The sequence below is a fragment of the Pseudomonas hamedanensis genome (assembly GCF_014268595.2).
Taxonomy (GTDB): domain Bacteria; phylum Pseudomonadota; class Gammaproteobacteria; order Pseudomonadales; family Pseudomonadaceae; genus Aquipseudomonas; species Aquipseudomonas hamedanensis.
Genome location: NZ_CP077091.1, coordinates 22,501 through 47,921 on the forward strand (window position 1 = coordinate 22,501; position 25,421 = coordinate 47,921).

General features: G+C 58.9%; 17 protein-coding genes and 2 rRNA genes (1 of these 19 running past the window's edge). 13 read left to right on the forward strand and 6 right to left on the reverse strand.

Features of this window, described 5'->3' with window-relative positions; translation table 11 throughout:
* The 3 genes from HU739_RS00135 to mrdA all read left to right on the forward strand — a co-directional run.
* A 23S ribosomal RNA gene (locus tag HU739_RS00135) occupies positions 1-1,527 on the forward strand (it extends 1,367 nt beyond the left edge of the window).
* 171 nt (positions 1,528-1,698) lie between these two features.
* Positions 1,699-1,814, forward strand: a 5S ribosomal RNA gene (rrf, locus tag HU739_RS00140).
* Positions 1,815-2,033: 219 nt separating this feature from the next.
* The gene (gene mrdA / locus HU739_RS00145) at positions 2,034-3,926 is read left to right on the forward strand and encodes a penicillin-binding protein 2 (RefSeq protein ID WP_186550335.1); all 1,893 of its coding nucleotides are present in this window, start codon (positions 2,034-2,036) and stop codon (positions 3,924-3,926) included.
* Between the two features lie 77 nt (positions 3,927-4,003).
* Here the strand turns inward: mrdA and HU739_RS00150 are convergent, their stop codons facing one another.
* Positions 4,004-4,408, reverse strand: a complete 405-nt coding sequence (locus HU739_RS00150; RefSeq protein WP_186550338.1) for a lysozyme inhibitor LprI family protein — start codon at positions 4,406-4,408, stop codon at positions 4,004-4,006.
* 275 nt (positions 4,409-4,683) lie between these two features.
* Between HU739_RS00150 and HU739_RS00155 the strand changes: the two genes are divergently transcribed.
* Positions 4,684-5,172, forward strand: a complete 489-nt coding sequence (locus tag HU739_RS00155; protein ID WP_186550340.1) for an SRPBCC family protein — start codon at positions 4,684-4,686, stop codon at positions 5,170-5,172.
* Between the two features lie 299 nt (positions 5,173-5,471).
* Here the strand turns inward: HU739_RS00155 and acnA are convergent, their stop codons facing one another.
* Entirely contained in the window at positions 5,472-8,213 is a 2,742-nt protein-coding gene (acnA, locus tag HU739_RS00160; RefSeq protein ID WP_186550342.1) for an aconitate hydratase AcnA, read from the reverse strand.
* A gap of 222 nt (positions 8,214-8,435) precedes the next feature.
* On the opposite strand from acnA, the gene rlmM reads away from it, so the two are divergent.
* Together rlmM and tusA are read left to right on the forward strand one after the other, a co-directional pair.
* Complete coding sequence (gene rlmM / locus HU739_RS00165) at positions 8,436-9,509, forward strand: 23S rRNA (cytidine(2498)-2'-O)-methyltransferase RlmM (RefSeq protein WP_186550344.1); 1,074 nt, start codon at positions 8,436-8,438, stop codon at positions 9,507-9,509.
* Positions 9,510-9,673: 164 nt separating this feature from the next.
* Positions 9,674-9,925 carry a sulfurtransferase TusA gene (gene tusA / locus HU739_RS00170; RefSeq protein WP_186550346.1) on the forward strand — a complete coding sequence of 84 codons (252 nt, stop codon included), beginning with the start codon at positions 9,674-9,676 and terminating at the stop codon, positions 9,923-9,925.
* Between the two features lie 135 nt (positions 9,926-10,060).
* On the opposite strand, the gene HU739_RS00175 is transcribed toward tusA, so the two are convergent.
* Positions 10,061-11,470, reverse strand: coding sequence for an MATE family efflux transporter (locus HU739_RS00175; protein ID WP_186550348.1), 1,410 nt, complete (start codon positions 11,468-11,470; stop codon positions 10,061-10,063).
* Positions 11,471-11,629: 159 nt separating this feature from the next.
* Here HU739_RS00175 and pdxB point away from each other — a divergent pair, with 159 nt between their 5' ends.
* On the forward strand, positions 11,630-12,772 hold the full coding sequence (gene pdxB / locus HU739_RS00180; RefSeq protein WP_186550350.1) for a 4-phosphoerythronate dehydrogenase PdxB: 1,143 nt from the start codon (positions 11,630-11,632) through the stop codon (positions 12,770-12,772).
* A gap of 97 nt (positions 12,773-12,869) precedes the next feature.
* On the opposite strand, the gene HU739_RS00185 is transcribed toward pdxB, so the two are convergent.
* Complete coding sequence (locus HU739_RS00185) at positions 12,870-13,049, reverse strand: PA1571 family protein (protein WP_186550352.1); 180 nt, start codon at positions 13,047-13,049, stop codon at positions 12,870-12,872.
* A 258-nt stretch (positions 13,050-13,307) separates the two neighbouring features.
* Between HU739_RS00185 and HU739_RS00190 the strand changes: the two genes are divergently transcribed.
* Positions 13,308-15,074, forward strand: coding sequence for an ABC transporter transmembrane domain-containing protein (locus HU739_RS00190; RefSeq protein WP_186550354.1), 1,767 nt, complete (start codon positions 13,308-13,310; stop codon positions 15,072-15,074).
* Between the two features lie 76 nt (positions 15,075-15,150).
* Positions 15,151-16,167, forward strand: coding sequence for a Fic family protein (locus HU739_RS00195; protein ID WP_186550356.1), 1,017 nt, complete (start codon positions 15,151-15,153; stop codon positions 16,165-16,167).
* A gap of 113 nt (positions 16,168-16,280) precedes the next feature.
* On the opposite strand, the gene HU739_RS00200 is transcribed toward HU739_RS00195, so the two are convergent.
* The gene (locus HU739_RS00200; RefSeq protein ID WP_186550358.1) at positions 16,281-18,209 is read right to left on the reverse strand and encodes a transglycosylase SLT domain-containing protein; all 1,929 of its coding nucleotides are present in this window, start codon (positions 18,207-18,209) and stop codon (positions 16,281-16,283) included.
* A 214-nt stretch (positions 18,210-18,423) separates the two neighbouring features.
* Between HU739_RS00200 and HU739_RS00205 the strand changes: the two genes are divergently transcribed.
* Entirely contained in the window at positions 18,424-20,346 is a 1,923-nt protein-coding gene (locus HU739_RS00205) for an ATP-binding cassette domain-containing protein (RefSeq protein ID WP_186550360.1), read from the forward strand.
* A 174-nt stretch (positions 20,347-20,520) separates the two neighbouring features.
* On the opposite strand, the gene HU739_RS00210 is transcribed toward HU739_RS00205, so the two are convergent.
* Positions 20,521-20,958, reverse strand: a complete 438-nt coding sequence (locus tag HU739_RS00210; protein ID WP_186550362.1) for a universal stress protein — start codon at positions 20,956-20,958, stop codon at positions 20,521-20,523.
* A gap of 101 nt (positions 20,959-21,059) precedes the next feature.
* Between HU739_RS00210 and HU739_RS00215 the strand changes: the two genes are divergently transcribed.
* The 3 genes from HU739_RS00215 to fadA all read left to right on the forward strand — a co-directional run bounded on the left by HU739_RS00215 (position 21,060) and on the right by fadA (position 25,367).
* The gene (locus HU739_RS00215) at positions 21,060-21,497 is read left to right on the forward strand and encodes a hypothetical protein (RefSeq protein ID WP_186550364.1); all 438 of its coding nucleotides are present in this window, start codon (positions 21,060-21,062) and stop codon (positions 21,495-21,497) included.
* A 517-nt stretch (positions 21,498-22,014) separates the two neighbouring features.
* Positions 22,015-24,162, forward strand: a complete 2,148-nt coding sequence (gene fadB, locus HU739_RS00220) for a fatty acid oxidation complex subunit alpha FadB (protein ID WP_186550366.1) — start codon at positions 22,015-22,017, stop codon at positions 24,160-24,162.
* A gap of 29 nt (positions 24,163-24,191) precedes the next feature.
* A complete protein-coding gene (fadA, locus tag HU739_RS00225; RefSeq protein WP_007910465.1) occupies positions 24,192-25,367 on the forward strand; it encodes an acetyl-CoA C-acyltransferase FadA in 1,176 nt (391 codons plus the stop codon).
* The last annotated feature ends 54 nt before the right edge of the window (positions 25,368-25,421 follow it).

Genomic DNA, 25,421 nt, shown 5'->3' on the forward strand with positions numbered 1-25,421 from the left:
ATGGAAAACAGGTTAATATTCCTGTACTTCTGGTTATTGCGATGGAGGGACGGAGAAGGCTAGGCCAGCTTGGCGTTGGTTGTCCAAGTTTAAGGTGGTAGGCTGAGATCTTAGGTAAATCCGGGATCTTAAGGCCGAGAGCTGATGACGAGTTACCCTTTGGGTGACGAAGTGGTTGATGCCATGCTTCCAAGAAAAGCTTCTAAGCTTCAGGTAACCAGGAACCGTACCCCAAACCGACACAGGTGGTTGGGTAGAGAATACCAAGGCGCTTGAGAGAACTCGGGTGAAGGAACTAGGCAAAATGGCACCGTAACTTCGGGAGAAGGTGCGCCGGTGAGGGTGAAGGACTTGCTCCGTAAGCTCATGCCGGTCGAAGATACCAGGCCGCTGCGACTGTTTATTAAAAACACAGCACTCTGCAAACACGAAAGTGGACGTATAGGGTGTGACGCCTGCCCGGTGCCGGAAGGTTAATTGATGGGGTTAGCTAACGCGAAGCTCTTGATCGAAGCCCCGGTAAACGGCGGCCGTAACTATAACGGTCCTAAGGTAGCGAAATTCCTTGTCGGGTAAGTTCCGACCTGCACGAATGGCGTAACGATGGCGGCGCTGTCTCCACCCGAGACTCAGTGAAATTGAAATCGCTGTGAAGATGCAGTGTATCCGCGGCTAGACGGAAAGACCCCGTGAACCTTTACTATAGCTTTGCACTGGACTTTGAATTTGCTTGTGTAGGATAGGTGGGAGGCTTTGAAGCGTGGACGCCAGTTCGCGTGGAGCCATCCTTGAAATACCACCCTGGCAACTTTGAGGTTCTAACTCAGGTCCGTTATCCGGATCGAGGACAGTGTATGGTGGGTAGTTTGACTGGGGCGGTCTCCTCCTAAAGAGTAACGGAGGAGTACGAAGGTGCGCTCAGACCGGTCGGAAATCGGTCGTAGAGTATAAAGGCAAAAGCGCGCTTGACTGCGAGACAGACACGTCGAGCAGGTACGAAAGTAGGTCTTAGTGATCCGGTGGTTCTGTATGGAAGGGCCATCGCTCAACGGATAAAAGGTACTCCGGGGATAACAGGCTGATACCGCCCAAGAGTTCATATCGACGGCGGTGTTTGGCACCTCGATGTCGGCTCATCACATCCTGGGGCTGAAGCCGGTCCCAAGGGTATGGCTGTTCGCCATTTAAAGTGGTACGCGAGCTGGGTTTAGAACGTCGTGAGACAGTTCGGTCCCTATCTGCCGTGGACGTTTGAGATTTGAGAGGGGCTGCTCCTAGTACGAGAGGACCGGAGTGGACGAACCTCTGGTGTTCCGGTTGTCACGCCAGTGGCATTGCCGGGTAGCTATGTTCGGGAAAGATAACCGCTGAAAGCATCTAAGCGGGAAACTTGCCTCAAGATGAGATCTCACTGGAACCTTGAGTTCCCTGAAGGGCCGTCGAAGACTACGACGTTGATAGGTTGGGTGTGTAAGCGCTGTGAGGCGTTGAGCTAACCAATACTAATTGCCCGTGAGGCTTGACCATATAACACCCAAGCAATTTGCTTGCTTCGAGCTGAAAAGCGAAAGAGCACCAGATTGCGGTGTGTGAAGACGAAACGAACCGAAAGTTTGAATCTCACGAAAACACCGAAAGCTGTCACATACCCAATTTGCTGAAGCGCGGCCATCTGGCCACGATTCGGTACCCGAATTTCTTGACGACCATAGAGCGTTGGAACCACCTGATCCCATCCCGAACTCAGCAGTGAAACGATGCATCGCCGATGGTAGTGTGGGGTTTCCCCATGTGAGAGTAGGTCATCGTCAAGATTAAATTCCGAAACCCCAATTGCGAAAGCAGTTGGGGTTTTGTTTTGCCTGCGAGAAAGTTTTGCTATCCCGGCGAAACGCTACCTTCGCAAGCGCTGCCGTCGGGAAAATCCTTCTGAAGTCACCGCGCAGTTTTTGGTATGGTGCAGCTCGTTTTTTAACGGACTGATGCCATGCCCATGGATCGGCACTCAATTATGTCAAAGAGTTGCTGTAGAAATGCCTGAACCTATCCCGATCAAGGATCATGAAAAAGAAACGCGCCTGGTCAACAAACGGTTGATCGCCTGCGCCCTGTTTGTCTTCGCCGTCAGCTGTGCCTTGGTGGTACGGTTGTACATCCTGCAAGTGGTGGAATTCGACTACCACTCGACGATCTCTGAAAACAACCGCGTGCATGTCTTGCCGATCCCGCCGACACGGGGCCTGATCTACGACCGCAACGGTGTCCTGCTCGCCGATAACCGTCCCAGCTTCAACCTGACCATCACCCGCGAGCGCGCCACTGATGTCAATCGGGAGCTGGACGAGGTCATCAACCTTCTTCATCTGCCTGCCGAAGACCGTACGGTATTCGATAAAGCCATGAAGCAGTCCCGTCACCCGTTTACGCCAGTGACACTGTTTTATGAACTGACGGAAGAGCAGATTGCCGTTCTCGCGGTCAATGAGTTCCGCTTGCCGGGCTTGGATGTCGAGCCGCAGTTCGTTCGTCATTATCCTCTCGGTGCGCATTTCGCCCATTCGATCGGCTACGTCGGCCGTATCAATGAAAAAGAGTCCAAGGTGCTCGATCCGGTTGAATATCGAGGTACTCAATCCATCGGCAAAACCGGGGTCGAGCGCTTCTACGAGGCGCAACTGCACGGTCACGTCGGTTACGAAGAAGTCGAAACCAATGCTCAGGGCCGGGTGCTGCGTGTGCTTAAACACACCGATCCGATACCGGGCAAAAACATCGTGTTGAGCCTCGACGTCAAGTTGCAGCAGGCCGCAGAAGCCGCGCTGGGGGATCGTCGAGGCTCGGTGGTTGCGCTTGATCCAGCGACCGGCGAAGTGCTGGCGATGGTCAGCAACCCGAGTTTCGACCCGAACCTGTTTGTCACCGGCATCAGTTCCAAGGAATATTCGGCGCTGCGAGATTCCATCGACCGGCCATTGTTCAACCGTGTGTTGCGCGGACTTTACGCCCCGGGTTCGACCATCAAGCCGGAAGTCGCAATCGCCGGTCTCGATGCCGGCGTCGTCACGCCGCAGACCCGTGTTTTCGACCCAGGTTATTACCAACTGCCGGACTTCGATCACAAGTACCGCAACTGGAACCACAGCGGTGACGGCTGGGTAGACATGGACGCGGCGATCATGCGCTCCAATGACACCTACTTTTACGATTTGGCGCACAAGCTGGGCATCGATCGTCTGCACGACTACATGGCGATGTTCGGCCTGGGCGAGAAAGTCTCGCTGGACATGTTTGAGGAATCGCCGGGCCTGATGCCATCTCAAGCCTGGAAGCGCGCCACGCGCCGTCAGGCGTGGTATCCCGGCGAAACCGTGATCCTCGGCATTGGTCAGGGCTATATGCAGGTCACGCCGCTGCAATTGGCGCAAGCGACCGCGTTGATCGCCAATAAAGGCGTGTGGAACCGACCGCATCTGGCCAAAACCGTCGATGGCGTCGCACCGGTCGACGAACACCCTATGCCGAATATCCTGCTCAAGGATCCGCGCGACTGGGAGCAGGTCAACCATGGCATGCAGATGGTCATGCACGACGCCCGGGGCATCGCCCGTGCGGCCGCGGCCGGTGCGCAATACCGCATCGCCGGCAAGAGTGGTACGGCGCAAGTGGTGGCGATCAAGCAGGGCGAGCGCTACAACCGTGAGAAAACCCTCGAGCGCCACCGCGACAATGCCTTGTTCGTCGGCTTCGCACCGGCGGAGCATCCGAAGATCGCGATTTCGGTGATGATCGAAAACGGCGAGGCCGGTGGTCGGGTCGCGGGCCCGGTGGTGCGGCAGATCATGGACGCCTGGTTACTCGACCAGGACGGCCATCTCAAGCCGCAATACGCCGCGCCAAGCAAAGCGCCGGGTGACCCGCACGTTTGACCGTGACGGCTTCACAGCACTGGCTCACGCAAGCTGAGCGGGTGCTGTGAAGCTCTTGCTAAATACCTGGCCGCGAATCAGGCTCCTGGCACCGGGCAGCTCAGGTCGCCTTCCTCGCACTGCAAATACGGCTTCAGCGCCTCTACCCGTGCCTTGGTCACGGCGGTGAGGCATTGGCTGTAAACCAATGGATAAACGCTACCGCCCGCCACGCCGGACGCCGAAAACTGGCATTCGGCATCACGAAACCCGATCCAGGCCCGTTGCGCAGTGATCAGCATTTTTTTGCTGTCCGGATTGTTCTTCAAGCGCCCGGTGATCTGTTGATACACCGTGTTCAGCTCTTTATCCACTGCTTTGTACGCCTGACCGGCACACTGATTCATCGTTGCCTGATCGCTGGCATTGGCGCAGTCGACGGCAGACTGGGCGAACGGTACGAACAGGAAGGGCGACAGGGCCAAGAGTAAACGGGGGGACATGGGCAATTCTCGCTGTTTCGAAGGTAAGTGCCGAACAGTGTAGCGATTGCGTCGCGCTTACTCAGTCGACGCAGTCGAGACGCTGGTATCTATCGGGTGTCCGAGTAGTAAAACCACACCACCGGCGACAGCCGTATCAGCCAATCGTAGCCAGTTGTCGGGGCGGCAAATGCGCCTTATTTTTCCTGACTGATACGGTGGCTGCACGGGTTTGATACAACTTCAGATTGGACATGTGGTCATACAAGCCTAGTGTTCAGAACAGGAGGTGACGTATGAAACCAGTACCTAACAGTTTCGAACGCAAAATCACGCTCAAGGCGCCGCGCTCGTACGTCTGGCGCGCTTTGGTCGATGCCGAGGCGTTCGGCCAGTGGTTTGGCGTGGCGCTGGAGGGCAGGCGGTTTATTGCCGGGGAATGGACGCAGGGGCAGGTCACCTACCCAGGTTATGAACACGTCTTGTGGAATGTGCTGATCGAGCGGGTCGAGCCGCAGCAGTTGTTCTCGTTTCGTTGGCATCCGTATGCGGTGAATCCCAAGATCGATTATTCCCAGGAACCGACGACGCTGGTCAAATTCGAATTGCAAGATTACGAAAACGGCACCCTGCTCAAGGTCTCCGAGTCCGGTTTTGCCCATATTCCCGATATTCGCCAGAAAGAAGCGTATTACATGGACAGTCGGGGTTGGGAAGAGCAGTTGAGCCGGCTTGAACAGTTCCTTGCCGAGGCGGCGAAGACGCGGGAAAGCGGCAGTGCCTGACAGGTCTAAGGTTTTTCGGAAGTCGTCTTATAGCGAATGTCTTACACGCGCTGGTAGCTTTTACGACTATTGCTGATTGGATCCACTGCGTAATCTACACACATCAACTGAGACACAGGGAGTGTTTCAGGATCAAGGACGATCGACCATTGCAAGGATCGCTGCCGACAGGGAGTCGATAATGGTCTTGGGAAAAACCCGCTTCGGCGGGTTTTTTTTCGCCTGCAGAAAAACATCTGCAACGGTGGCGTGTGAGGTTGTGGTGGGGGATATATTCCCCCACCACGATACAGGGTCAATCAGGAGGCAATCAGCTGGCGCAGGACATAGTGCAAGATCCCGCCCGCCTTGAAGTACTCCACCTCATTTAACGTATCGATCCGGCACAGCACCTCGATCCTCTCCTGACGTCCATCCTCACGAGTGATGACCAGCGGCAGGTTCATCCGCGGCGTCAACTCGACACCACTCAGGCCCTGAATTTCGAAGGTCTCCTTGCCGGTCAGGTTGAGGCTCTTGCGGTTCTGATCGAGCTTGAACTGCAGCGGCAGTACGCCCATGCCCACGAGGTTGGAACGGTGAATCCGTTCGAAGCTCTCGGCGATGACCGCTTTGACACCGAGCAGATTGGTGCCCTTGGCCGCCCAGTCCCGGCTCGAACCGGTGCCATATTCCTGCCCGGCAATCACCACCAGTGGCGTGCCCGAAGCCTGATATTTCATGGCGGCGTCATAGATCGCCATTTTTTCCCCGGTGGGCATGTAGATCGTGTTGCCACCTTCCTCGCCACCGAGCATTTCATTGCGGATACGGATGTTGGCGAAGGTGCCGCGCATCATCACTTCGTGGTTGCCACGACGTGAACCGTAGGAGTTGAAGTCCCGCGGCTCGACGCCTTTTTCCCGCAAGTACCGGCCGGCGGGACTGTCGGCCTTGATATTGCCGGCGGGGGAGATGTGGTCGGTGGTCACCGAGTCACCGAGCAGGGCCAACACGCGAGCACCTTTGACGTCTTCGATCTGTGGCAGCGGGCCGGAAATGTCGTCAAAGAACGGCGGATGCTGGATATAAGTCGAGTCGCCCTGCCAGACATAAGTCGCCGCTTGCGGCACCGCGATGGCTTGCCACTGTTCGTCCCCGGCGAAGACTTCGGCGTATTCCTTATGAAACATCGCCGTGTTGACCTGATTTACCGCGTCGGCGATCTCTTGGCTGCTCGGCCAGATATCGCGCAGATACACAGGATTGCCTTGCGGGTCATGGCCCAACGGCTCGCTGCTGATGTCGCTGCGTACGCTGCCGGCCAAGGCATAGGCAACCACCAGTGGCGGCGAGGCCAGCCAGTTGGTTTTCACCAGCGGATGCACCCGTCCTTCAAAGTTGCGGTTGCCGGACAACACCGACGCCACGGTAAGATCGGCTTTCTGGATGGCTTTTTCGATCGGTTCCGGCAGCGGCCCGGAGTTGCCGATGCAAGTGGTGCAGCCATAACCGACCAGCGAGAAGCCCAACTGGTCGAGATACTGCGTCAGCCCGGCAGCTTTGTAGTAATCCGTAACGACTTTCGAGCCCGGTGCCAGCGAACTCTTTACCCAGGGTTTGCGGGTCAGGCCTTTTTCCACGGCTTTTTTCGCCAGCAGCCCGGCGGCCATCATCACGCTGGGGTTGGACGTGTTAGTGCAGGAGGTGATTGCTGCGATCACCACCGCGCCGTTTTTCAAGCGATAGGTGCGGCCTTCGTATTCATATTCGGCTTCGCCGACCAGATCGGCATTGCCCACTGCGACGCCACCACCGCCTTCGCTTTCCAGGCGTCCTTCTTCCTTGCTGGTGGGCTTGAATTGCAGGTCGAGAAAATCGCTGAACGCCTGGGCGACATTCGGCAGCGAGACGCGATCCTGTGGGCGTTTCGGTCCGGCCAGGCTGGCTTCGACGCTGCCCATGTCCAGCGCCAGGCTGTCAGTGAATACAGGTTCCTGGCCCGGCAGGCGCCACAGGCCCTGAGCCTTGGTGTATGCCTCGACCAGTTTCACCACTTCGGCCGGACGGCCGGACAGGCGCAGGTAGTCCAGTGTCACATCATCGACCGGGAAGAAACCGCAGGTCGCACCATATTCCGGGGCCATGTTGGCGATGGTCGCGCGATCGGCCAGCGGCAAGTCGGCGAGGCCGTCGCCATAAAACTCGACGAATTTGCCGACCACGCCTTTCTTGCGCAACATCTGCGTCACCGTCAACACCAGGTCGGTGGCGGTGATGCCTTCCTTGAGTTTGCCGGTCAGTTTGAAGCCGATCACTTCCGGAATCAGCATCGACACGGGTTGCCCGAGCATTGCCGCTTCCGCCTCGATCCCGCCGACACCCCAGCCGAGTACGCCGAGGCCGTTGATCATGGTGGTGTGCGAGTCGGTGCCGACCAGCGTGTCGGGGAAGGCGTAGGTGCGGCCGTCTTCATCTTTGGTCCATACCGTGCGGCCGAGGTATTCGAGGTTGACCTGGTGGCAGATGCCGGTGCCCGGCGGTACCACGCTGAAGTTATCGAACGCGCTCTGGCCCCAGCGCAAAAAGGCGTAACGCTCGCCGTTGCGCTGCATTTCGATGTCGACGTTCTCTTCGAAGGCGCTGGCGCTGGCAAATTTATCGACCATTACCGAGTGGTCGATCACCAGATCCACCGGCGACAATGGATTGATCCGCTGCGGGTCGCCGCCGGCCTTGGCCATCGCCGCGCGCATCGCGGCGAGGTCGACCACGGCGGGGACACCGGTAAAATCCTGCATCAATACGCGGGCCGGGCGGTACTGGATTTCCCGGTCGGAGCGGCGCTCCTTGAGCCAGGCCGCCAGCGCCCTGAGGTCGGCGCCGGTGACGGTTTTTTCATCTTCCCAGCGCAGCAGGTTTTCCAGCAGGACTTTCAGCGACATCGGCAGCTTGTCGAGGTCGCCCAAGGTCTTGGCGGCGTCCGGCAGGCTGAAATAATGGTAGGTCTTGTCATCGACTATCAACGTTTTGAGAGCATTCAGGCTATCGAGGGACGGCATTACGATCACTCCTTTGAATCCGCACGGCTACGGATTGAGGGGACGGACAGAGCCTTAAACCTAGCCCTGTTTTGAGTAGCTGGCTAATAACTGGACTCTATGGGCGCAACCATGGTTCCGACTTCAGCTATCATGCGCCGGTTTTCGTGACAGGCGTTGCGGCAACGCAAGGCTTGAGCATCGCGCAGGGGCCGAATCATCGTCCGCTGCCCAGGAGTAAGAATGAACACCCTATTCATGCATTGCCGGCCCGGCTTCGAGGGCGAAGTCTGCTCGGAGATTTCCGACCTCGCCGCCCGGCTCAACGTGGCCGGCTACGCCAAGGCCAAAACGGCCGCCGCGTGCGCCGAGTTCGTCTGCACCGAAGCAGACGGCGCCGAACGTCTGATGCGCGGCCAGCGTTTTGCCGAGCTGATCTTCCCGCGCCAGTGGGCGCGCGGCTTCTTCATTGATTTGCCGGAAAACGATCGCATCAGCGTGATCCTCGCGCACATGGCCGACTTCCCGGTGTTTGGCAGCTTGTGGCTGGAAGTTGTCGACACCAACGACGGCAAGGAACTGTCGAACTTCTGCAAGAAATTTGAAGGTCCGCTACGAAAGGCGTTGACCGCCGCCGGCAAGCTGATCGAGGACGCCAGCAAGCCGCGTCTGTTGCTGACTTTCAAAAGCGGTCGCGAAGTGTTTCTCGGCATGGCCGATGCTGGCAACTCGGCGATGTGGCCAATGGGCATTCCGCGCCTGAAGTTTCCCCGTGAGGCTCCGAGCCGTTCGACGTTGAAGCTGGAAGAGGCCTGGCATCACTTCATTCCGCGCGATCAATGGGACGATCGCCTGCACAGCGACATGACCGGTGTCGACCTCGGCGCCGCACCGGGCGGCTGGACCTGGCAACTGGTCAACCGCGGCATGCTGGTCACCGCCATCGACAACGGTCCGATGGCCGAAAGCCTGATGGACACCGGGTTGGTGCAGCATTTGATGGCCGACGGTTTTACCTTCAAGCCCAAGCAACCGGTGGACTGGATGGTCTGCGACATCGTCGAGAAACCGGCGCGTAACGCCGCGATGCTCGAAGAGTGGATCGGTGAGGGGCATTGCCGCGAGGCAGTGGTAAACCTGAAATTGCCGATGAAGCAGCGGTACGCTGAAGTGAAGCGTCTGCTTGAACGCATCGCCGATGGTTTCAAGGCGCGTGGGATCAAAGTCGATATCGGCTGCAAACAGCTTTATCACGACCGCGAGGAAGTGACCTGCCATTTGCGTCGGCATGACACGAAAAAACCGAAATCCCGCTGAAACAGCGCAAACCCTTGTAGGAGCGAGCCTGCTCGCGAAGGCGTCTTATCAGCCGACATCAATGCTGGATGAAACACCGCATTCGCGAGCAGGCTCGCTCCCACAGGGGTTAGACGACTCCCCCGGCAATGCGCGACAATGCCGGCCAGTTTTTGGAGTAAATCATGAGTGAAATGATCGATACCCCGGTCGACGGCACGCTCGACGCCACCGGCCTCAATTGCCCGGAACCGGTGATGATGCTGCATCAGCACATCCGCGATCTGGTGCCCGGTGGCCTGCTCAAAGTGATCGCCACCGACCCTTCGACCAAGCGCGATATTCCCAAGTTTTGCGTGTTCCTCGACCATGAACTGGTCAGCCAGCAAGAAGAGGCCGGTACTTATCTGTACTGGATCCGCAAGAAGGACGCGTAATTGCCGCTACGCCTAAAACCAATGTGGGAGCGAGCTTGCTCGCGAAAGCGATCTGTCAGTCGACATCAACAGTGATTGACAAACCGCATTCGTGAGCAAGCCCGCTCCCACATTTTTTCGTTCTGAGTAAAGTCTTCAACCCGCCGAACGACTGATCCGGATCCGCTTGCGCGCACTGCGCGTCAGGCGGATCGACAGCATCAGGGCCGCGCAACTCAAGCCGACGATCAGACCCTGCCACAAACCGCTCGGACCGCGTGGCTCGCCGAGCCAGTCGGTCAGGCCCAGTGCGTAACCCACCGGCAAGCCAATGCCCCAATAAGCGAACAAGGTCAGGATCATGGTGACACGCGTGTCCTGATACCCGCGCAGGGCGCCGGCCGCGGTGACCTGGATGGCGTCGGAAAACTGAAACAGTGCCGAATACACAATCAGCATCGCCGCGATGTGAATCACCGTCGGGTCAGCGGTATAGATCGCCGCAATCGGTTCGCGCAGCAACAGCATCAGGCTGGCCGACAGGCAGGCGTAGGCCAGTGCCGTGCCCATGCCGACGCCGGCGGCAAAACGCGCCTCGCGCGGTTCTTCACGGCCCAACGCCTGGCCGACGCGCACGGTAACGGCCATGCCCAGCGAGTAAGGGATCATGAACACCAGCGAACTGACGTTCAGCGCAATCTGATGCCCGGCCACTACCGTGGCACCGAGGCTGCCGATCAACAGCGCGATCACGGCGAAGATACTCGACTCGGCAAACACCGCAATGCCGATCGGCAAGCCAATCGACAGCAGACGCTTGATCACCGGCCACTGCGGCCAGTCGAAGCGGCTGAACAGCTCGCTTGAGCGATAAGCCGGCGCCCAACGCTCGTAACCGGCCAGGCCCAGCGCCATCACCCACATTACGATAGCCGTGGCCCAGCCGCAGCCGACACCGCCCATCGCCGGCACGCCGAAATGGCCGTAAATGAAGATGTAATTCAACGGGATGTTCAGCGCCAGACCGCAAAGGCCCAGTACCATGGCCGGGCGGGTCCGGCCGATGCCGTCGCTGGTGCAGCGCAGCACATGGTAGAACGCCACCGCCGGTAGCCCGCTAGCGATCCCGTGCAGGTACTGCATGCACGGGCCGATCAACTCGGGGTCTACTTTCATCAAGTGCAAAATCGGTTCGGCGGCAAGCAGCATCGCGGTTGCAATCAAGCCCACCACCAGCGCCAGCCACAACGCCTGCCGCACGATCGGACCAATCTCGCTGTGCTTGCCAGCGCCGAAACGCTGGGCGACTTTTGGCGTCGTCGCCAGCAACGTCCCGGTCATCAACAGAAAGACCGGCACCCAGATCGAATTGCCCAGCGCCACGGCTGCCAGGTCCTTGGGCCCGACGCGTCCGGCCATCACCGCATCGACAAAGCCCATGGCCGTGGTCGCCAGTTGCGCGATGATGATCGGCACCGCCAGGGCGAGCAGGTTCTTGAACTCCAGGCGAACCCGCGCAGGGCGGGTCAGGGAAACGGCGGCGGGTTGGTCAGGTACGGAATTCACAGGCAAAGCGTCCACAGAGGTTGATGCGCAAGGCGCCGCATTCTACGCCGCTGACGCCTTGGTCAGGAAAAATCCTCTGTTGCGGATTTGTAAGCGTAAACCCTGCTGGCTGATCGACGCGTCTGCACCTAAACTGCCGATCCGCCCAAGGAGCCCGCCATGCTGATTGTTGCCGACGAAAATATTCCGCTGCTCGATGATTTTTTTGCCGGTTTCGGCGAAATCCGCCGCGTGCCGGGCCGTTCCATTGATCGCGCGACGGTGGAGCAGGCCGATGTATTGCTGGTGCGTTCGGTGACCAACGTCAGCCGTACGCTGCTCGAGGGCAGCAAGGTGCGCTTTGTCGGCACCTGCACCATCGGCACCGACCATCTGGATCTTGATTACTTCAATGAGGCCGGTATTACCTGGTCGAGCGCGCCGGGCTGCAATGCCCGTGGCGTCGTCGATTACGTACTGGGCAGTCTTATGACGCTGGCCGAGATCGAAGGCGCCGATCTGTCCCAGCGTACGTACGGTGTCGTCGGTGCCGGTGAAGTCGGCGGTCGCTTGATCAAGGTCTTGAAGGGGCTCGGTTGGAACGTCAAGGTCTGCGATCCACCGCGTCAGGCCGTCGAGGGCGGCGATTACGTCAGTATCGAGCAGATCATCGAACAGTGCGACGTGATCAGCCTGCATACGCCACTGACGCGCACCGGCTTCGATGCGACCTGGCATCTGTTCGATCAGCCGCGTTTACAGCAACTCAAGCAAGGTGCCTGGCTGATCAACGCCGCGCGCGGCCCTGTTGTCGATAATGCGGCGCTGCGTGAGGTGCTGCTGGAGCGTGAAGACCTGCAAGCGGTGCTCGACGTCTGGGAAAAAGAGCCCGAAGTCGATGCTGCGCTAGCCGAGCTCTGTGTATTGGCGACGCCGCACATTGCCGGATACAGCCTCGACGGCAAGCAGCGCGGCACCGCACAGATCTATCAGGCCTACTGCACGTTCACTGGCCAGCCCGCCAGTATCCAGCTCAGTGACCTGCTGCCGGCACCGTGGTTGTCGGAAGTTTCCCTGCACGGCGACAGCGACCCTGCATGGGCGCTGGCGATGTTGTGCCGTGGCGTGTATGACCCGCGCCGTGACGACGCGGATTTTCGTCGCAGTCTGGCAGGCAATGTCGCTGAGCAACGTGCGGCATTTGATGTGTTGCGTAAACAGTATCCGGTGCGACGCGAAATCGAAGGGCTGAAGGTGCGGATTGAAGGGGCTTCGCCGGCGTTGCGGCAGATCGTGTCGGCGCTGGGGGCGGTGGCTGCCTAGAAACCGAGCCTGCTCGCGAAAGCCATACCACCGATCCTGAATTGCAGGCAGAAAAAACCCGGCCAAGCAGGGCCGGGTCAGGAAGACGGTGGCTATATCACTCTTGTTCGGCAGGCTTGACCAATCGCTTCTCCAGTTCGCGACAAGCGTCCTGAATCATGTTTTCGGTGATCGGTACTTCGCGGCCCTGCTCATCAATAATCGAGCAACCCAGAGACTGGTCGGGCTGGGTGCGTATCACTTGAATCTTGTCTTCGCTGCTGTGTTGCAAGGACATGGCCTGTCTCCTCATCAGGTTGCGTGCCTAGGGTAAAACCGCCGCGTGACCAGGCGATGACAACTCCCTGCGGTCTGTCGGTCGGCGGCATCTCTACTCAAACAGAAATGTCGGCCGGCCTCAACCGGAGCCTTAGACCAATCGTTTCTAGCATCCGGACATCACGGGCATATTTAACCTGACTCATTGTGATTTACAGAGTTCCCCCCCATCTGAGTCATCAGGCTGGCCCTATTCATCAGCGCAGACGTGAATTCCATGATCTCCATGCTTTCTTCCCGGCACCGGCGCGCCCTGCGCCTGACCAGTCATTTTCTCCTGCCGTATCGCTGGCAGGCCTTTGGCGCGCTGCTGGCACTGATCGCCACTGCCGGCATTACCTTGTCGATGGGGCAGGGCATCAAGCTATTGGTCGATCAGGGCTTCATGACTCGATCGCCGCACCTGCTCAATCAGTCCATCGGGATTTTCATGTTGCTGGTGTTTGCACTGGCGGTGGGCACCTTCGCCCGTTTCTATCTGGTGTCCTGGATCGGCGAGCGGGTAGTCGCCGACATCCGCCGCCAAGTGTTCAATCATTTGGTGTATTTGCATCCGGGGTTCTATGAGGACAACCGCAGCTCGGAGATCCAGTCGCGACTGACCGCCGACACAACGCTGCTGCAATCGGTGATCGGCTCGTCGCTGTCATTGTTTCTGCGCAACCTGTTGATGGTCATCGGCGGCGTGGTGCTGCTGTTCATCACCAATCCGAAACTCACCAGCATCGTCGTGATTGCGTTGCCGCTGGTGATTGCGCCCATCCTGATCTTCGGCCGACGCGTGCGTAATCTGTCGCGGCAAAGCCAGGACCGCATCGCCGACATAGGCAGCTACGTGTCCGAAACCCTCGGCCAGATCAAAACCGTGCAGGCCTATAACCATCAGGTGCAGGATGAGCAGCGTTTTGCCGCAACCGTCGAGCAGGCGTTCGAGACCGCGCGCAAACGCATCTTCCAGCGGGCATGGCTGATCACGCTGGTGATTGTGCTGGTGCTCGGCGCTGTGGCCGTGATGTTGTGGGTCGGCGGCATGGATGTGATGGCCGGGCGGATCTCGGCCGGTGAGCTGGCGGCGTTCGTTTTCTACAGCCTGATCGTTGGCAGCGCGTTCGGCACCTTGAGCGAAGTCATCGGCGAACTGCAACGCGCCGCGGGCGCGGCTGAACGTATCGCCGAACTGCTGCGTTCGGAAAATATCATCCAGCCGCCAACGACCGGTCTGGTGACGTTGCCGCCGCGGGTCAGAGGTGAACTTGAGCTTCGCGACGTGCGTTTTTCCTACCCGTCGCGCCCAGAAAGCTATGCGGTCGATGGCTTGGATCTGACGGTGAAGGCGGGCGAAACCCTCGCTTTGGTCGGGCCGTCCGGCGCGGGCAAGTCCACGGTTTACGATTTGTTGTTGCGCTTTTACGATCCGCGCGAGGGCCAGATTCTGCTCGATGGCGTGCCGCTGACCCGTCTCGATCCACTGGATCTGCGCCGTTGTTTTGCCCTGGTCTCGCAAACGCCTGCGCTGTTTTTCGGCAGTGTGGAGGAGAACATTCGCTACGGTTGCCCGACGGCCACGCTTGCGCAGGTCAAGGAAGCCGCACGAATCGCCCACGCGCACGACTTCATTGAACAAATGCCCGACGGTTATCAGACCCATCTGGGCGACGGTGGCCTCGGCCTGTCCGGCGGTCAGCGCCAGCGCCTGGCCATCGCCCGCGCGCTGCTGGTGGACGCGCCGATTCTGCTGCTCGACGAAGCCACCAGTGCTCTCGACGCGCAAAGCGAGCATTTGATCCAGCAGGCCCTGCCAACGCTGATGCAAAATCGCACCACGCTGGTGATTGCCCACCGCTTGGCCACGGTGAAAAACGCCGATCGGATCGCGGTGATGGACCAGGGCAGGCTGGTGGCCGTCGGGACACATCAGGAATTGATCGCGAGCAATCCGCTGTATGCGCGGCTGGCGGCGTTGCAATTCAATGATGGCAATTGAGACGACTAAACAGGACTGATGCCTTGCGCCCACATCGGGCATCATGGCGAACTGCATGAATTGTCGGGATGAGGATATGAGTCGTTACCAGCCGCCGCTGACCCTGACTGCACGAATGGTTACGCTGATCGCTGAAATCAGCGAACAGATAGGTCAACTCCTGGCTGTGGACGATAGCCGGCAGACGCCTCAGCTGCGTCGAAGCAATCGAATCCGTACGATTCAGGCTTCGCTGGCTATCGAAAACAATACGTTGAGCGTTGAGCAGGTCACTGCGGTCATTGCCGGGCGTCGAGTCCTGGGGTTGCCCAAAGAGATACAGGAAGTTCACAACGCTTTTGCGGCGTATGAGTCGATGCCGAGTTGGAACCCGGGAAGCAAACCCGATCTTATGCGCGCCCATGAGTTATTGATGCATGGTTTGATCGAGGATTGTGGGCAACTGCGCCGTACAGGCGTGGGCATCTACCGAGGCGATCAACTGTTGCATATGGCGCCGCCACCGAGCCGGATTGCGCATCTGATCGATGACCTCTTGGCATGGCTTGGCTCATCTGATTGGCATCCGCTGATCATCAGTTGTGTCTTCCATTACGAATTCGAGTTTATTCATCCCTTTGCTGATGGGAATGGGAGAATGGGGCGTCTCTGGCAAGCTCTGATTCTCAGCCAGTGGCGCCCCGTGCTTGCCTATTTGCCAGTTGAGGCGGTTATCCGGGATCAACAGGACGCTTATTACGCTGCGCTTTCGACGGCAGATCGGATGGCAGAATCAACGCCGTTTGTTGAATACATGCTCCACGCGTTGAGCCTTGCACTGCGCGAGGCGGTCGAAAGTGAGCAAGCGACCGACCCAGTAACCGACCCAGTAAAGAAGCTGTTGCAAGCATTGGAAAACCGGGCGCTGAGAACCAGCGAGCTAATGGGTGAGTTGGGCCTTACACATAAAGCGACATTCAGATCCAACTACCTTAAATCCGCGCTGGCGGCGGGATTCGTACAAATGACGGACCCTCAGAGTCCGAACAGTCCCGTTCAGAAATACCTGCTCACCGAAGCCGGCAAGCTCAAGATGATGCAGGCGCTACGATAGATTTACAGCGCTCAAAAAAATGCCCACATTCAGATGCGGGCATTTTCTGTGTAGCAAGATCGTTCGATCGCGTCCTGAGCCTTCGGCAGCTCCTACGTAACCGGTATTACCGATTACTGATCATCAAAATACCGCTCATGCCAATCCACCAGTGGCTGTGGCGAGTTGAGCTTCTGGCCGTAGATCACCGAGTACGACAGCACGTTCTGCACGTACTGGCGGGTTTCGTCGAACGGGATGCTTTCCACCCACACGTCGAAGCTCAAATGATCGGCGCCGCGCAGCCACTGACGTACGCGGCCCGGGCCGGCGTTGTAGGCGGCGGAGGCAAGAACCCGGTTGCCGTTGAACTGGCTGTGCACCTGGCTCAGGTAGGCGGCGCCCAGTTGAATATTCTTGTCCGGATCGAGCACTTGCTGCGGTGAGGCCAGCGGGATGCTGAACTTGCGTGCGGTTTCCTTGGCGGTGGCGGGCATCAATTGCATCAGGCCGCTGGCGCCAACGCCGGAGCGCGCGTCGTCCATGAACGCGCTTTCCTGCCGCGTGATGGCGAATACCCAGCTCGAATGCAGGCCGCGGACCTTGGCTTCACGCACCAGGGTGTCGCGGTGGGCCATCGGGAAACGGATATCCAGATCGTCCCAATATTGCGCCTGGCTGATGGTGCGGATCGCCGGGAAATACCACTTCAGGTCATAGGCCAGTTTGGCCTGGGCGACCATTTCGTCGCGATTGAAATGGCGGCTGACGTGATACCACTCGCGACGGCCGTCGACGATCTGCCCGCGGGCGTGGAATTCCAGGGCGCGGCGCACCCCCGGTGTGTTGCGGACTTTGTTGATCAGCGCCTGGCTGAGCACCAGCGGCTTATTGTTCAGCGAGTACGGCGATTGCGAGCGGTCGGCCGCGAGGAAACCGTAGAAGTCACGTTCCCGCGCAAGGTTCTTGTACAGGCTCTGGACTTGCGGGTTCTGCGGCTGTGCCAGTTCCAGGCTGCGCGCCTGCCAGTAGCGCCAGCGGTTGGTGGTGGCCAGATCTTGTGGAAGACGTTTGGTCAGTTCATAAGCGTCGTCCCAGCGAGCCAGGCGCAGCAACAGGCGCAGGCGCCATTCCGACACGGTGTTGTCACGCAGCTCGGGGTCATATTTGGTCATCACGTCCAGCGCACGGCTGTCGAAACGCCGGGCCAGGGTCAGACCGATTTCCCGGGCGATCGCGACTTTTTCATCGCGGGAAAAATGCATGCTGCTGGCGTAGCCGTCGAGCAAGGCCATGGCCTTGTCCGGGTCCTGACGGGCGAGGCGGCGCAGGCCGAGGCTGACCACGTCGGACATCGGCTCATCAGCCGGCGTGAAACGCGAGGGTTGGTTGAGCAGCTCGGGTTTCTGCGCGACGTCAACCAGTAAACGACCGCGCGGGGCGAGGGTGGTCAGGCCGTTGATCAGGCTGTTGGCCAGCGGATAGTTGCGCGCCTGGGCGGCGAGTTTGGTGCGTTCCCAGCGTTTCTGTTCGGTGAGCTGACCGTCGGCAGCCCAGATACCGAACAAGGCGTCACAGGCGGCCGGTTGCGATTTACCGGTCAGCCAGAGTTTTTCAGCATTGGCGTAACCCTCGGCCTTCTGGTTATGGCTGATCTGATACTGCGCGTTGAGGCAGTCGAGTTCGGTGAAATTGAGCTTCGGGTCGTAATACTTGACGAAGGTTGCCCAGTCGCCACGGTCGGCCAGCCAGCGCAACCAGCGCAGTTTCATCCAGTTGGCCTGGGGCAGGTCGCCATGTTCGGCGAGGAACTTCTCGATTTCCGCATTGCTCGCGGTTTTCAGACGTGCGGTCAGTTCGTCGTAGGCCAGATACGGCTCCAGCGGATAATCGGCCAGCGCCTGGCTATAGCGAAAATACGGGCCGGTATCGCCCTTGGCCAGAGCGCGCTTGGCTTCATCGTAATACTGGCGTTGGGTGGACAGGTCCACCGCCTGGACGGATTGAGCGGCAGCGGCGGTAAGTAGCAAACACGACAAAACACTGAAAAGGCGACTGCGCATGAGACATCCGGGCAGAGAAATCATGACAAGTGCCGACCTCGATCAGCACTGAATTGTCTGTAGCTTAGCCTTTTGCCAGCAAGCGGCGAAAGCTTTGCAAGCCTCGCTGCACAAGTTCGCAACAAATGTTGTGCAGAGTGCTTCGACAGACAAATTGCCGGCCTGTTGAAGCCCTAAGTCAGGTAGAATGCGCGCCCGGTTTTTGGAGAAGCTCATGACCCTGCTCAAATTCAGCGATGTGTCCCTTGCGTTCGGCGCTATGCCGTTGTTGGACAAGGTGTCCTGGCAGATCGCCCGTGGTGAGCGGGTGTGCATCATCGGTCGCAACGGCACTGGCAAGTCCAGCATGATGAAACTGGTCAAGGGCGACCAGAAGCCCGATGACGGCTCGGTGTGGCGTGCCCCCGGTCTGAAAATCGGCGAATTGCCGCAAGAGTTGCCGGTGGCCGACGAGCGGACGGTATTCGACGTGGTCGCCGAGGGCCTCGATGGCGTGGGCGCCTTGCTTGCCGAATACCATCACCTGAGCCAGAACATCGTCACCGATGCCGATCTGGACAAGCTGATGCACGTCCAGCACGACCTCGAAGCCCGTGACGGCTGGCGCTTGCAAACGCTGGTCGACAGCACTCTGAGCCGCCTGCAATTGCCGGCCGACAAAACCCTCGCCGAACTGTCCGGCGGCTGGCGTCGCCGTGTCCTGCTGGCGCAGGCGCTGGTCTCCGAGCCGGATCTGCTGCTGCTCGACGAGCCCACCAACCACCTGGACATCGGTGCGATTGCCTGGCTCGAAGAAGCGCTGAAAGATTTCCAGGGCGCCGTGCTGTTCATCACGCACGACCGTTCCTTTCTGCAAAACCTCGCCACGCGCATCCTTGAACTGGACCGCGGCGGTCTGATCGACTGGAACGGCGACTACGCCAGTTTCCTCGTCCACAAGGAGGCGGCGCTGGCCGCGGAAGAAACCGCCAACGCGCTGTTCGACAAAAAACTGGCCCAGGAAGAAGTCTGGATCCGTCAGGGCATCAAGGCGCGCCGGACCCGTAACGAAGGCCGCGTCCGCGCTTTGAAAGCCTTGCGCGTCGAGCGTAGCGAACGTCGTGAGCGCACTGGCAAGGCTAACATTCAGTTGGATACTGCCGACAAGTCCGGCAAGCAAGTGATGGTGCTCGAGAACGTCAGCTTCGCGCACCCGGGTGGCCCGTTCCTGATCAAGGATTTCTCGATGGTGCTGACGCGCGGCGACCGTATCGGTCTGCTCGGCGCCAACGGTACCGGCAAAACCACACTGTTGAAGCTGATGCTCAGCGGTCTGCAACCCACCAGCGGCAAGGTCGAAGAGGGCACCCGGATCGACGTCGCCTACTTCGACCAGTTGCGCCACCAACTGGATCTGGAAAAAACCGTGATCGATAACGTCGCCGAAGGTCGCGACTTTATCGACATCGATGGCCAGAGTCGTCACGTACTCAGCTACCTCGGTGACTTCCTGTTCAGTCCGCAGCGTGCCCGCACGCCGGTCAAGGCGCTGTCGGGTGGTGAGCGGGCGCGGCTGCTGCTGGCCAAGCTGTTCAGCAAGCCGGCCAACCTGCTGGTGCTCGACGAACCGACCAACGACCTCGATGTGGAAACCCTCGAGCTGCTCGAAGAGGTGCTGCTGACCTTCAACGGCACCGTGCTGATGGTCAGTCACGACCGGGCATTCCTCGATAACGTGGTGACCAGTACGTTGGTCTTCGAAGGTGAAGGCAAGGTCCGTGAGTACGTTGGCGGCTATCAGGACTGGATCCGCCAGGGCGGTTCGCCGCGACTGTTGGGCGTGACCGAGAGCAAGTCGGGCAAGGCTGACCTGAACTCGGCGGTGGTGAGCGCTGAACCCGCGCCAGTCGCCACGCCCGCCGCTGCTGCGCCGGCAGCGAAGAAGAAGTTGAGCTACAAGCTGCAGCGTGAGCTGGAAGCCCTGCCGGGCGACATCGACGCCAAGGAACAGCAGATCGCAGCGGTGGAAGCTGAAATGGCTGAAGCCGGTTTCTATCAGCGTCCGCCGGCGGAGACGGCCAAGGTGATTGCCTCGCTGGAGCAATTGCAGGCTGAGCTGGATGCGTTGGTGGAACGTTGGGCCGAGCTGGATGCCTGATTGATGCGCACGTGAAAAAGCCCGGCGCTCAGTGATGAGCGCCGGGCTTTTCATATGTCAGCGCTGAACCTCTGTAGGAGTGAGCCTGCTCGCGATAGCGTCCTGATATTCGACACTTTCGTCGCCTGACAAAACGCCATCGCGAGCAGGCTCACTCCTACATTGATCGGTGTTTCAGCGTTTGACCAGGTGCACCGCCAATACATCGCAAGGCGCACCGTGCAGCACGTCATTCGCGGTCGAGCCAAGCAGCAGCGCCAGACCATGGCGGCCATGGCTGCCGACCACGATCAGGTCGCAGGTTTGTTCCTTGGCGAAATGGTGGATTTCCTGGCGTGGCTGACCATAGGTCAGGTGACAGTTGGCGCCTTCGAGCTCGGTGTATTTGGATTTCAGCTTTTCAAGGCGCTCCTTGGCCTGATCGAACTGCTGTTGTTGCAGTTGTGACAGGTCCATTGGCACGTCGCCGCCGAACGCCATGGCCATCGGTTCAACGATGTGCACCAGTGACAGCTTGGCGCCATTACTCACCGACAGCTCGCGGGCGCGGTGGATTACAGGGTCGCACTCTTCAGTCAGATCTACAGCGACCAGGATGTGGTGGTAGGGCATGAGGTGCTCCTCCGAAGGTTCAATATTGGTAAGTATGGCTGGTTTCAAGCGCATTGGTTGCGAAGTGACGCAATGGGCTCATCAAAATCGGGAGTAGAGATATGACGGTCTGGATAGTGGTGTCAATCCTGCTGGTGGTTTTAAGTCCGCTGGCCTGGTTGCGCCCCTCGCGCGCGCAAAGCGGTCGCATCGCCCTGCGCATGGAGGCTCGCCGCATCGGCCTGGCCATGCAACTGGCGCCGCAGGAATGGCCGCACTGGCTTTCCCAGGAGCCGCCCAACCCTTGCGCGCAGTACCACCGGCCCCGACGCGGCAGTCAACCAGCGTGCTGGACTTATTGGCAGAAGACACCCGGTGTCTGGGTCAATCAGTGGCAGGAAGTGTGCGAAGACCGGTTGCTGCTCAATCATTTCGAAAAATTGCCAGGCAACGTTTTCAAAATCGAGGCCGACAAACAGATGATCGCCTTGTACTGGGGCGAAAAGGGCGATGCCTCGATTTTGCAGACCATCGACGCAACACTGAAAGCGCTGGCGTGATGCTCGGACTTTTCGCACTGCAACGGTGCGAAGCGTCCGGCAGACGAGCAATAAAAAGCCCGACATGATTCATCGGGCGGGATTGGCCAGGCAGGCCGGTGATTCTTTCGGGCCGATCAAGCTCGGCACGTTTGCAGGTAGTCCCGCCAGCGTAGCCTGTTAAACAAGGCCGTGAAGGTATTAGGGCGAATTTTCTAATTATTGATTCTATGAATGGCTCTGCATGCAGGTGCGTGTTGCTTCTCCTTGTCTTACAGAAATGACCGCAAAGTCGCGTTTCAACCGGCATTTTGGGCGATTGACAATTGTCAGAAATTCCGTGAAGGTGACGTACCCGAATCAAACGGGCGTATGAATTGAGCGTTTGTCTTACTGACCGCTCCTACAGAATCCCGACTATCGCGTTGGCGGGTGTGCCGGGTGGATTGGCGTTAGCATCGACGGAAAAGCGTCCTGCCGAGCCATTCGCCTGCGTCCGACGTGTACTGTTCAGCTTCCATATCGTGGAGATCAGTTGATGATTTACGAAGGTAAAGCCATCACGGTTAAAGCTCTTGAAAGTGGCATCGTCGAATTGAAATTCGACCTCAAGGGTGAGTCCGTCAACAAGTTCAACCGTCTAACCCTGAACGAGCTGCGTCAGGCCGTTGACACCATCAAGGCAGATGCTTCGATCAAGGGCGTGATCGTCAGCAGTGGCAAGGACGTGTTCATCGTCGGCGCCGACATCACCGAATTTGTCGAGAACTTCAAGCTGCCGGATGCCGAGCTGGTTGCTGGCAATCTCGAAGCCAACAAGATCTTCAGCGATTTCGAAGACCTCAACGTACCGACCGTAGCCGCCATCAATGGCATCGCGCTGGGCGGCGGTCTGGAAATGTGCCTGGCGGCTGATTACCGCGTCATGTCCACCAAGGCCAAGATCGGCCTGCCGGAAGTCAAGTTGGGCATCTACCCGGGCTTCGGCGGTACGGTCCGCCTGCCGCGCCTGATTGGCGTCGACAACGCCATCGAGTGGATTGCCGCCGGCAAGGAAAACCGTCCCGAAGACGCGTTGAAAGTCAGCGCCGTCGACGCCGTGGTTGCGCCTGAGAAACTGCAGGAAGCTGCCCTTGAACTGATCAAGCGCGCCATCTCCGGTGAGTTCGATTTCAAGGCCAAGCGTCAGCCGAAACTTGAAAAACTCAAGTTGAACGCCATTGAACAGATGATGGCTTTCGAAACCGCCAAAGGTTTCGTCGCCGGTCAGGCTGGCCCGAACTACCCGGCGCCGGTTGAAGCGATCAAGACCATTCAGAAAGCCGCCAACTTCGGTCGCGACAAGGCGCTGGAAGTCGAAGCCGCCGGTTTCGTCAAACTGGCCAAGACCTCTGCCGCGCAGAGCCTGATCGGTCTGTTCCTGAACGATCAGGAGCTGAAGAAAAAGGCCAAGGCCTACGATGAAATCGCCAAAGACGTGAAGCAGGCCGCCGTACTCGGCGCTGGCATCATGGGTGGCGGTATCGCTTATCAGTCGGCTTCCAAAGGTACGCCGATCCTGATGAAGGACATCAACGAACACGGCATCGAGCAGGGCCTGGCAGAAGCCGCCAAGCTGCTGGTCGGTCGCGTTGATAAAGGCCGCATGACCGCCGCGAAAATGGCTGAAGTGCTCAACGGTATTCGTCCGACCCTGTCCTACGGTGATTTCGGTCACGTGGATCTGGTTGTCGAAGCCGTGGTCGAGAACCCGAAGGTCAAACAAGCTGTACTGGCCGAAGTCGAAGACAAGGTCAAAGAGGACACGATACTCGCGTCCAACACCTCGACCATTTCCATCAGCCTGCTGGCCAAGGCCCTCAAGCGTCCGGAAAACTTCGTTGGCATGCACTTCTTCAACCCGGTGCACATGATGCCGCTGGTGGAAGTGATTCGTGGTGAGAAGTCCAGCGAGCTGGCCGTTGCCACCACCGTTGCCTACGCCAAGAAAATGGGCAAGAACCCGATCGTCGTCAACGACTGCCCGGGCTTCCTGGTCAACCGCGTGCTGTTCCCGTACTTCGGCGGTTTCGCCAAGCTGGTCAGCGCCGGTGTCGACTTCGTCCGCATCGACAAGGTCATGGAAAAGTTCGGCTGGCCGATGGGCCCGGCGTACCTGATGGACGTGGTCGGCATCGACACCGGTCACCACGGTCGTGACGTGATGGCTGAGGGTTTCCCGGACCGCATGAAAGATGACCGTCGTTCGGCTATCGATGTGCTTTACGAGGCCAAGCGCCTGGGCCAGAAGAACGGCAAGGGTTTCTACGCCTACGAGGCCGACAAGAAAGGCAAGCAGAAGAAAGTTGCCGATCCATCGGTACTGGAAGTGCTCAAGCCGATCGTTTACGAGCAGCGCGAAGTCACGGACGAAGACATCATCAACTGGATGATGATCCCGCTGTGCCTGGAAACCGTGCGTTGCCTGGAAGACGGCATCGTCGAAACGGCTGCCGAGGCCGACATGGGTCTGGTCTACGGCATCGGTTTCCCTCCATTCCGTGGCGGTGCGCTGCGCTACATCGATTCGATCGGTGTGGCCGAGTTCGTTGCCCTGGCTGACCAGTACGCTGATTTGGGCGCGCTGTACCACCCGACCGCGAAGCTGCGCGAAATGGCCAAGAACGGCCAAAGCTTCTTCGGTTAAGCGCCCCCAACTAGAGTGAGAGTGAACTTATGAGCTTGAATCCTAGAGACGTCGTGATTGTCGACTTCGGTCGTACTCCGATGGGCCGCTCCAAGGGCGGCATGCACCGCAACACCCGTGCCGAAGACATGTCGGCGCACCTGATCAGCAAATTGCTGGAACGCAATGCCAAGGTCGACCCGGCGGAAGTCGAGGACGTGATTTGGGGCTGCGTCAACCAGACCCTGGAGCAGGGCTGGAACATCGCACGCATGGCGTCGCTGATGACCCAGATCCCGCACACTTCGGCCGGCCAGACCGTCAGCCGTCTGTGTGGTTCGTCGATGAGCGCGCTGCACACCGCTGCGCAAGCGATCATGACCGGTAACGGCGACGTGTTCGTGGTCGGCGGCGTCGAGCACATGGGCCACGTGAGCATGATGCACGGTGTCGATCCGAACCCGCACATGTCTCTGTACGCGGCGAAAGCCTCGGGCATGATGGGCCTGACCGCGGAAATGCTCGGCAAGATGCACGGCATCACCCGTGAGCAGCAGGATGCATTCGGCGTGCGTTCCCACCAGTTGGCCCACAAGGCAACTGTGGAAGGCAAGTTCAAAGACGAAATCATCCCGATGCAGGGCTACGACGAGAACGGCTTCCTGAAACTGTTCGACTACGATGAAACCATTCGTCCGGAAACCACCCTGGAAAGTCTGGCGGCGCTCAAGCCGGCATTCAATCCAAAGGGCGGCACCGTGACGGCCGGTACTTCGTCGCAGATCACTGATGGTGCTTCGTGCATGATCGTGATGTCGGCCCAGCGTGCGCAGGACCTTGGCATCCAGCCGATGGCGGTGATCCGTTCGATGGCAGTGGCTGGTGTGGATCCGGCAATCATGGGCTATGGTCCAGTGCCGGCAACCCAAAAAGCCCTGAAGCGCGCGGGCCTGGGCATCAACGATATCGACTTCTTCGAGCTCAACGAAGCTTTCGCCGCACAGGCCCTGCCAGTGCTGAAAGATTTGAAAGTTCTCGACAAGATGAACGAGAAGGTTAACCTGCACGGCGGCGCGATCGCCCTGGGTCACCCGTTCGGTTGCTCCGGTGCGCGTATTTCCGGCACCCTGCTCAATGTTATGAAGCAGAATAGCGGCACCTTCGGGGTAGCCACTATGTGCATTGGTCTCGGCCAAGGCATCTCCACCGTCTTCGAACGCGTTTAAGCGTCTCGTCGATGGAAGCCGGGGCCCAGTGCCCCGGTTTTTGTTTTTTGGGTT

Bases quoted from the DNA above. Each gene is read 5' to 3' on its own strand.
- acnA (WP_186550342.1), bottom strand. From the start codon at position 8,213: ATGCCGTCCCTCGATAGCCTGAATGCTCTCAAAACGTTGATAGTCGAT.
- HU739_RS00200 (WP_186550358.1), bottom strand. From the start codon at position 18,209: ATGCGCAGTCGCCTTTTCAGTGTTTTGTCGTGTTTGCTACTTACCGCC.
- HU739_RS00195 (WP_186550356.1), top strand. From the start codon at position 15,151: ATGAGTCGTTACCAGCCGCCGCTGACCCTGACTGCACGAATGGTTACG.
- HU739_RS00155 (WP_186550340.1), top strand. From the start codon at position 4,684: ATGAAACCAGTACCTAACAGTTTCGAACGCAAAATCACGCTCAAGGCG.
- HU739_RS00205 (WP_186550360.1), top strand. From the start codon at position 18,424: ATGACCCTGCTCAAATTCAGCGATGTGTCCCTTGCGTTCGGCGCTATG.
- HU739_RS00210 (WP_186550362.1), bottom strand. From the start codon at position 20,958: ATGCCCTACCACCACATCCTGGTCGCTGTAGATCTGACTGAAGAGTGC.
- mrdA (WP_186550335.1), top strand. From the start codon at position 2,034: ATGCCTGAACCTATCCCGATCAAGGATCATGAAAAAGAAACGCGCCTG.
- tusA (WP_186550346.1), top strand. From the start codon at position 9,674: ATGAGTGAAATGATCGATACCCCGGTCGACGGCACGCTCGACGCCACC.
- HU739_RS00190 (WP_186550354.1), top strand. From the start codon at position 13,308: ATGATCTCCATGCTTTCTTCCCGGCACCGGCGCGCCCTGCGCCTGACC.
- pdxB (WP_186550350.1), top strand. From the start codon at position 11,630: ATGCTGATTGTTGCCGACGAAAATATTCCGCTGCTCGATGATTTTTTT.
- HU739_RS00150 (WP_186550338.1), bottom strand. From the start codon at position 4,408: ATGTCCCCCCGTTTACTCTTGGCCCTGTCGCCCTTCCTGTTCGTACCG.
- rlmM (WP_186550344.1), top strand. From the start codon at position 8,436: ATGAACACCCTATTCATGCATTGCCGGCCCGGCTTCGAGGGCGAAGTC.
- fadB (WP_186550366.1), top strand. From the start codon at position 22,015: ATGATTTACGAAGGTAAAGCCATCACGGTTAAAGCTCTTGAAAGTGGC.
- HU739_RS00185 (WP_186550352.1), bottom strand. From the start codon at position 13,049: ATGTCCTTGCAACACAGCAGCGAAGACAAGATTCAAGTGATACGCACC.
- HU739_RS00215 (WP_186550364.1), top strand. From the start codon at position 21,060: ATGACGGTCTGGATAGTGGTGTCAATCCTGCTGGTGGTTTTAAGTCCG.
- fadA (WP_007910465.1), top strand. From the start codon at position 24,192: ATGAGCTTGAATCCTAGAGACGTCGTGATTGTCGACTTCGGTCGTACT.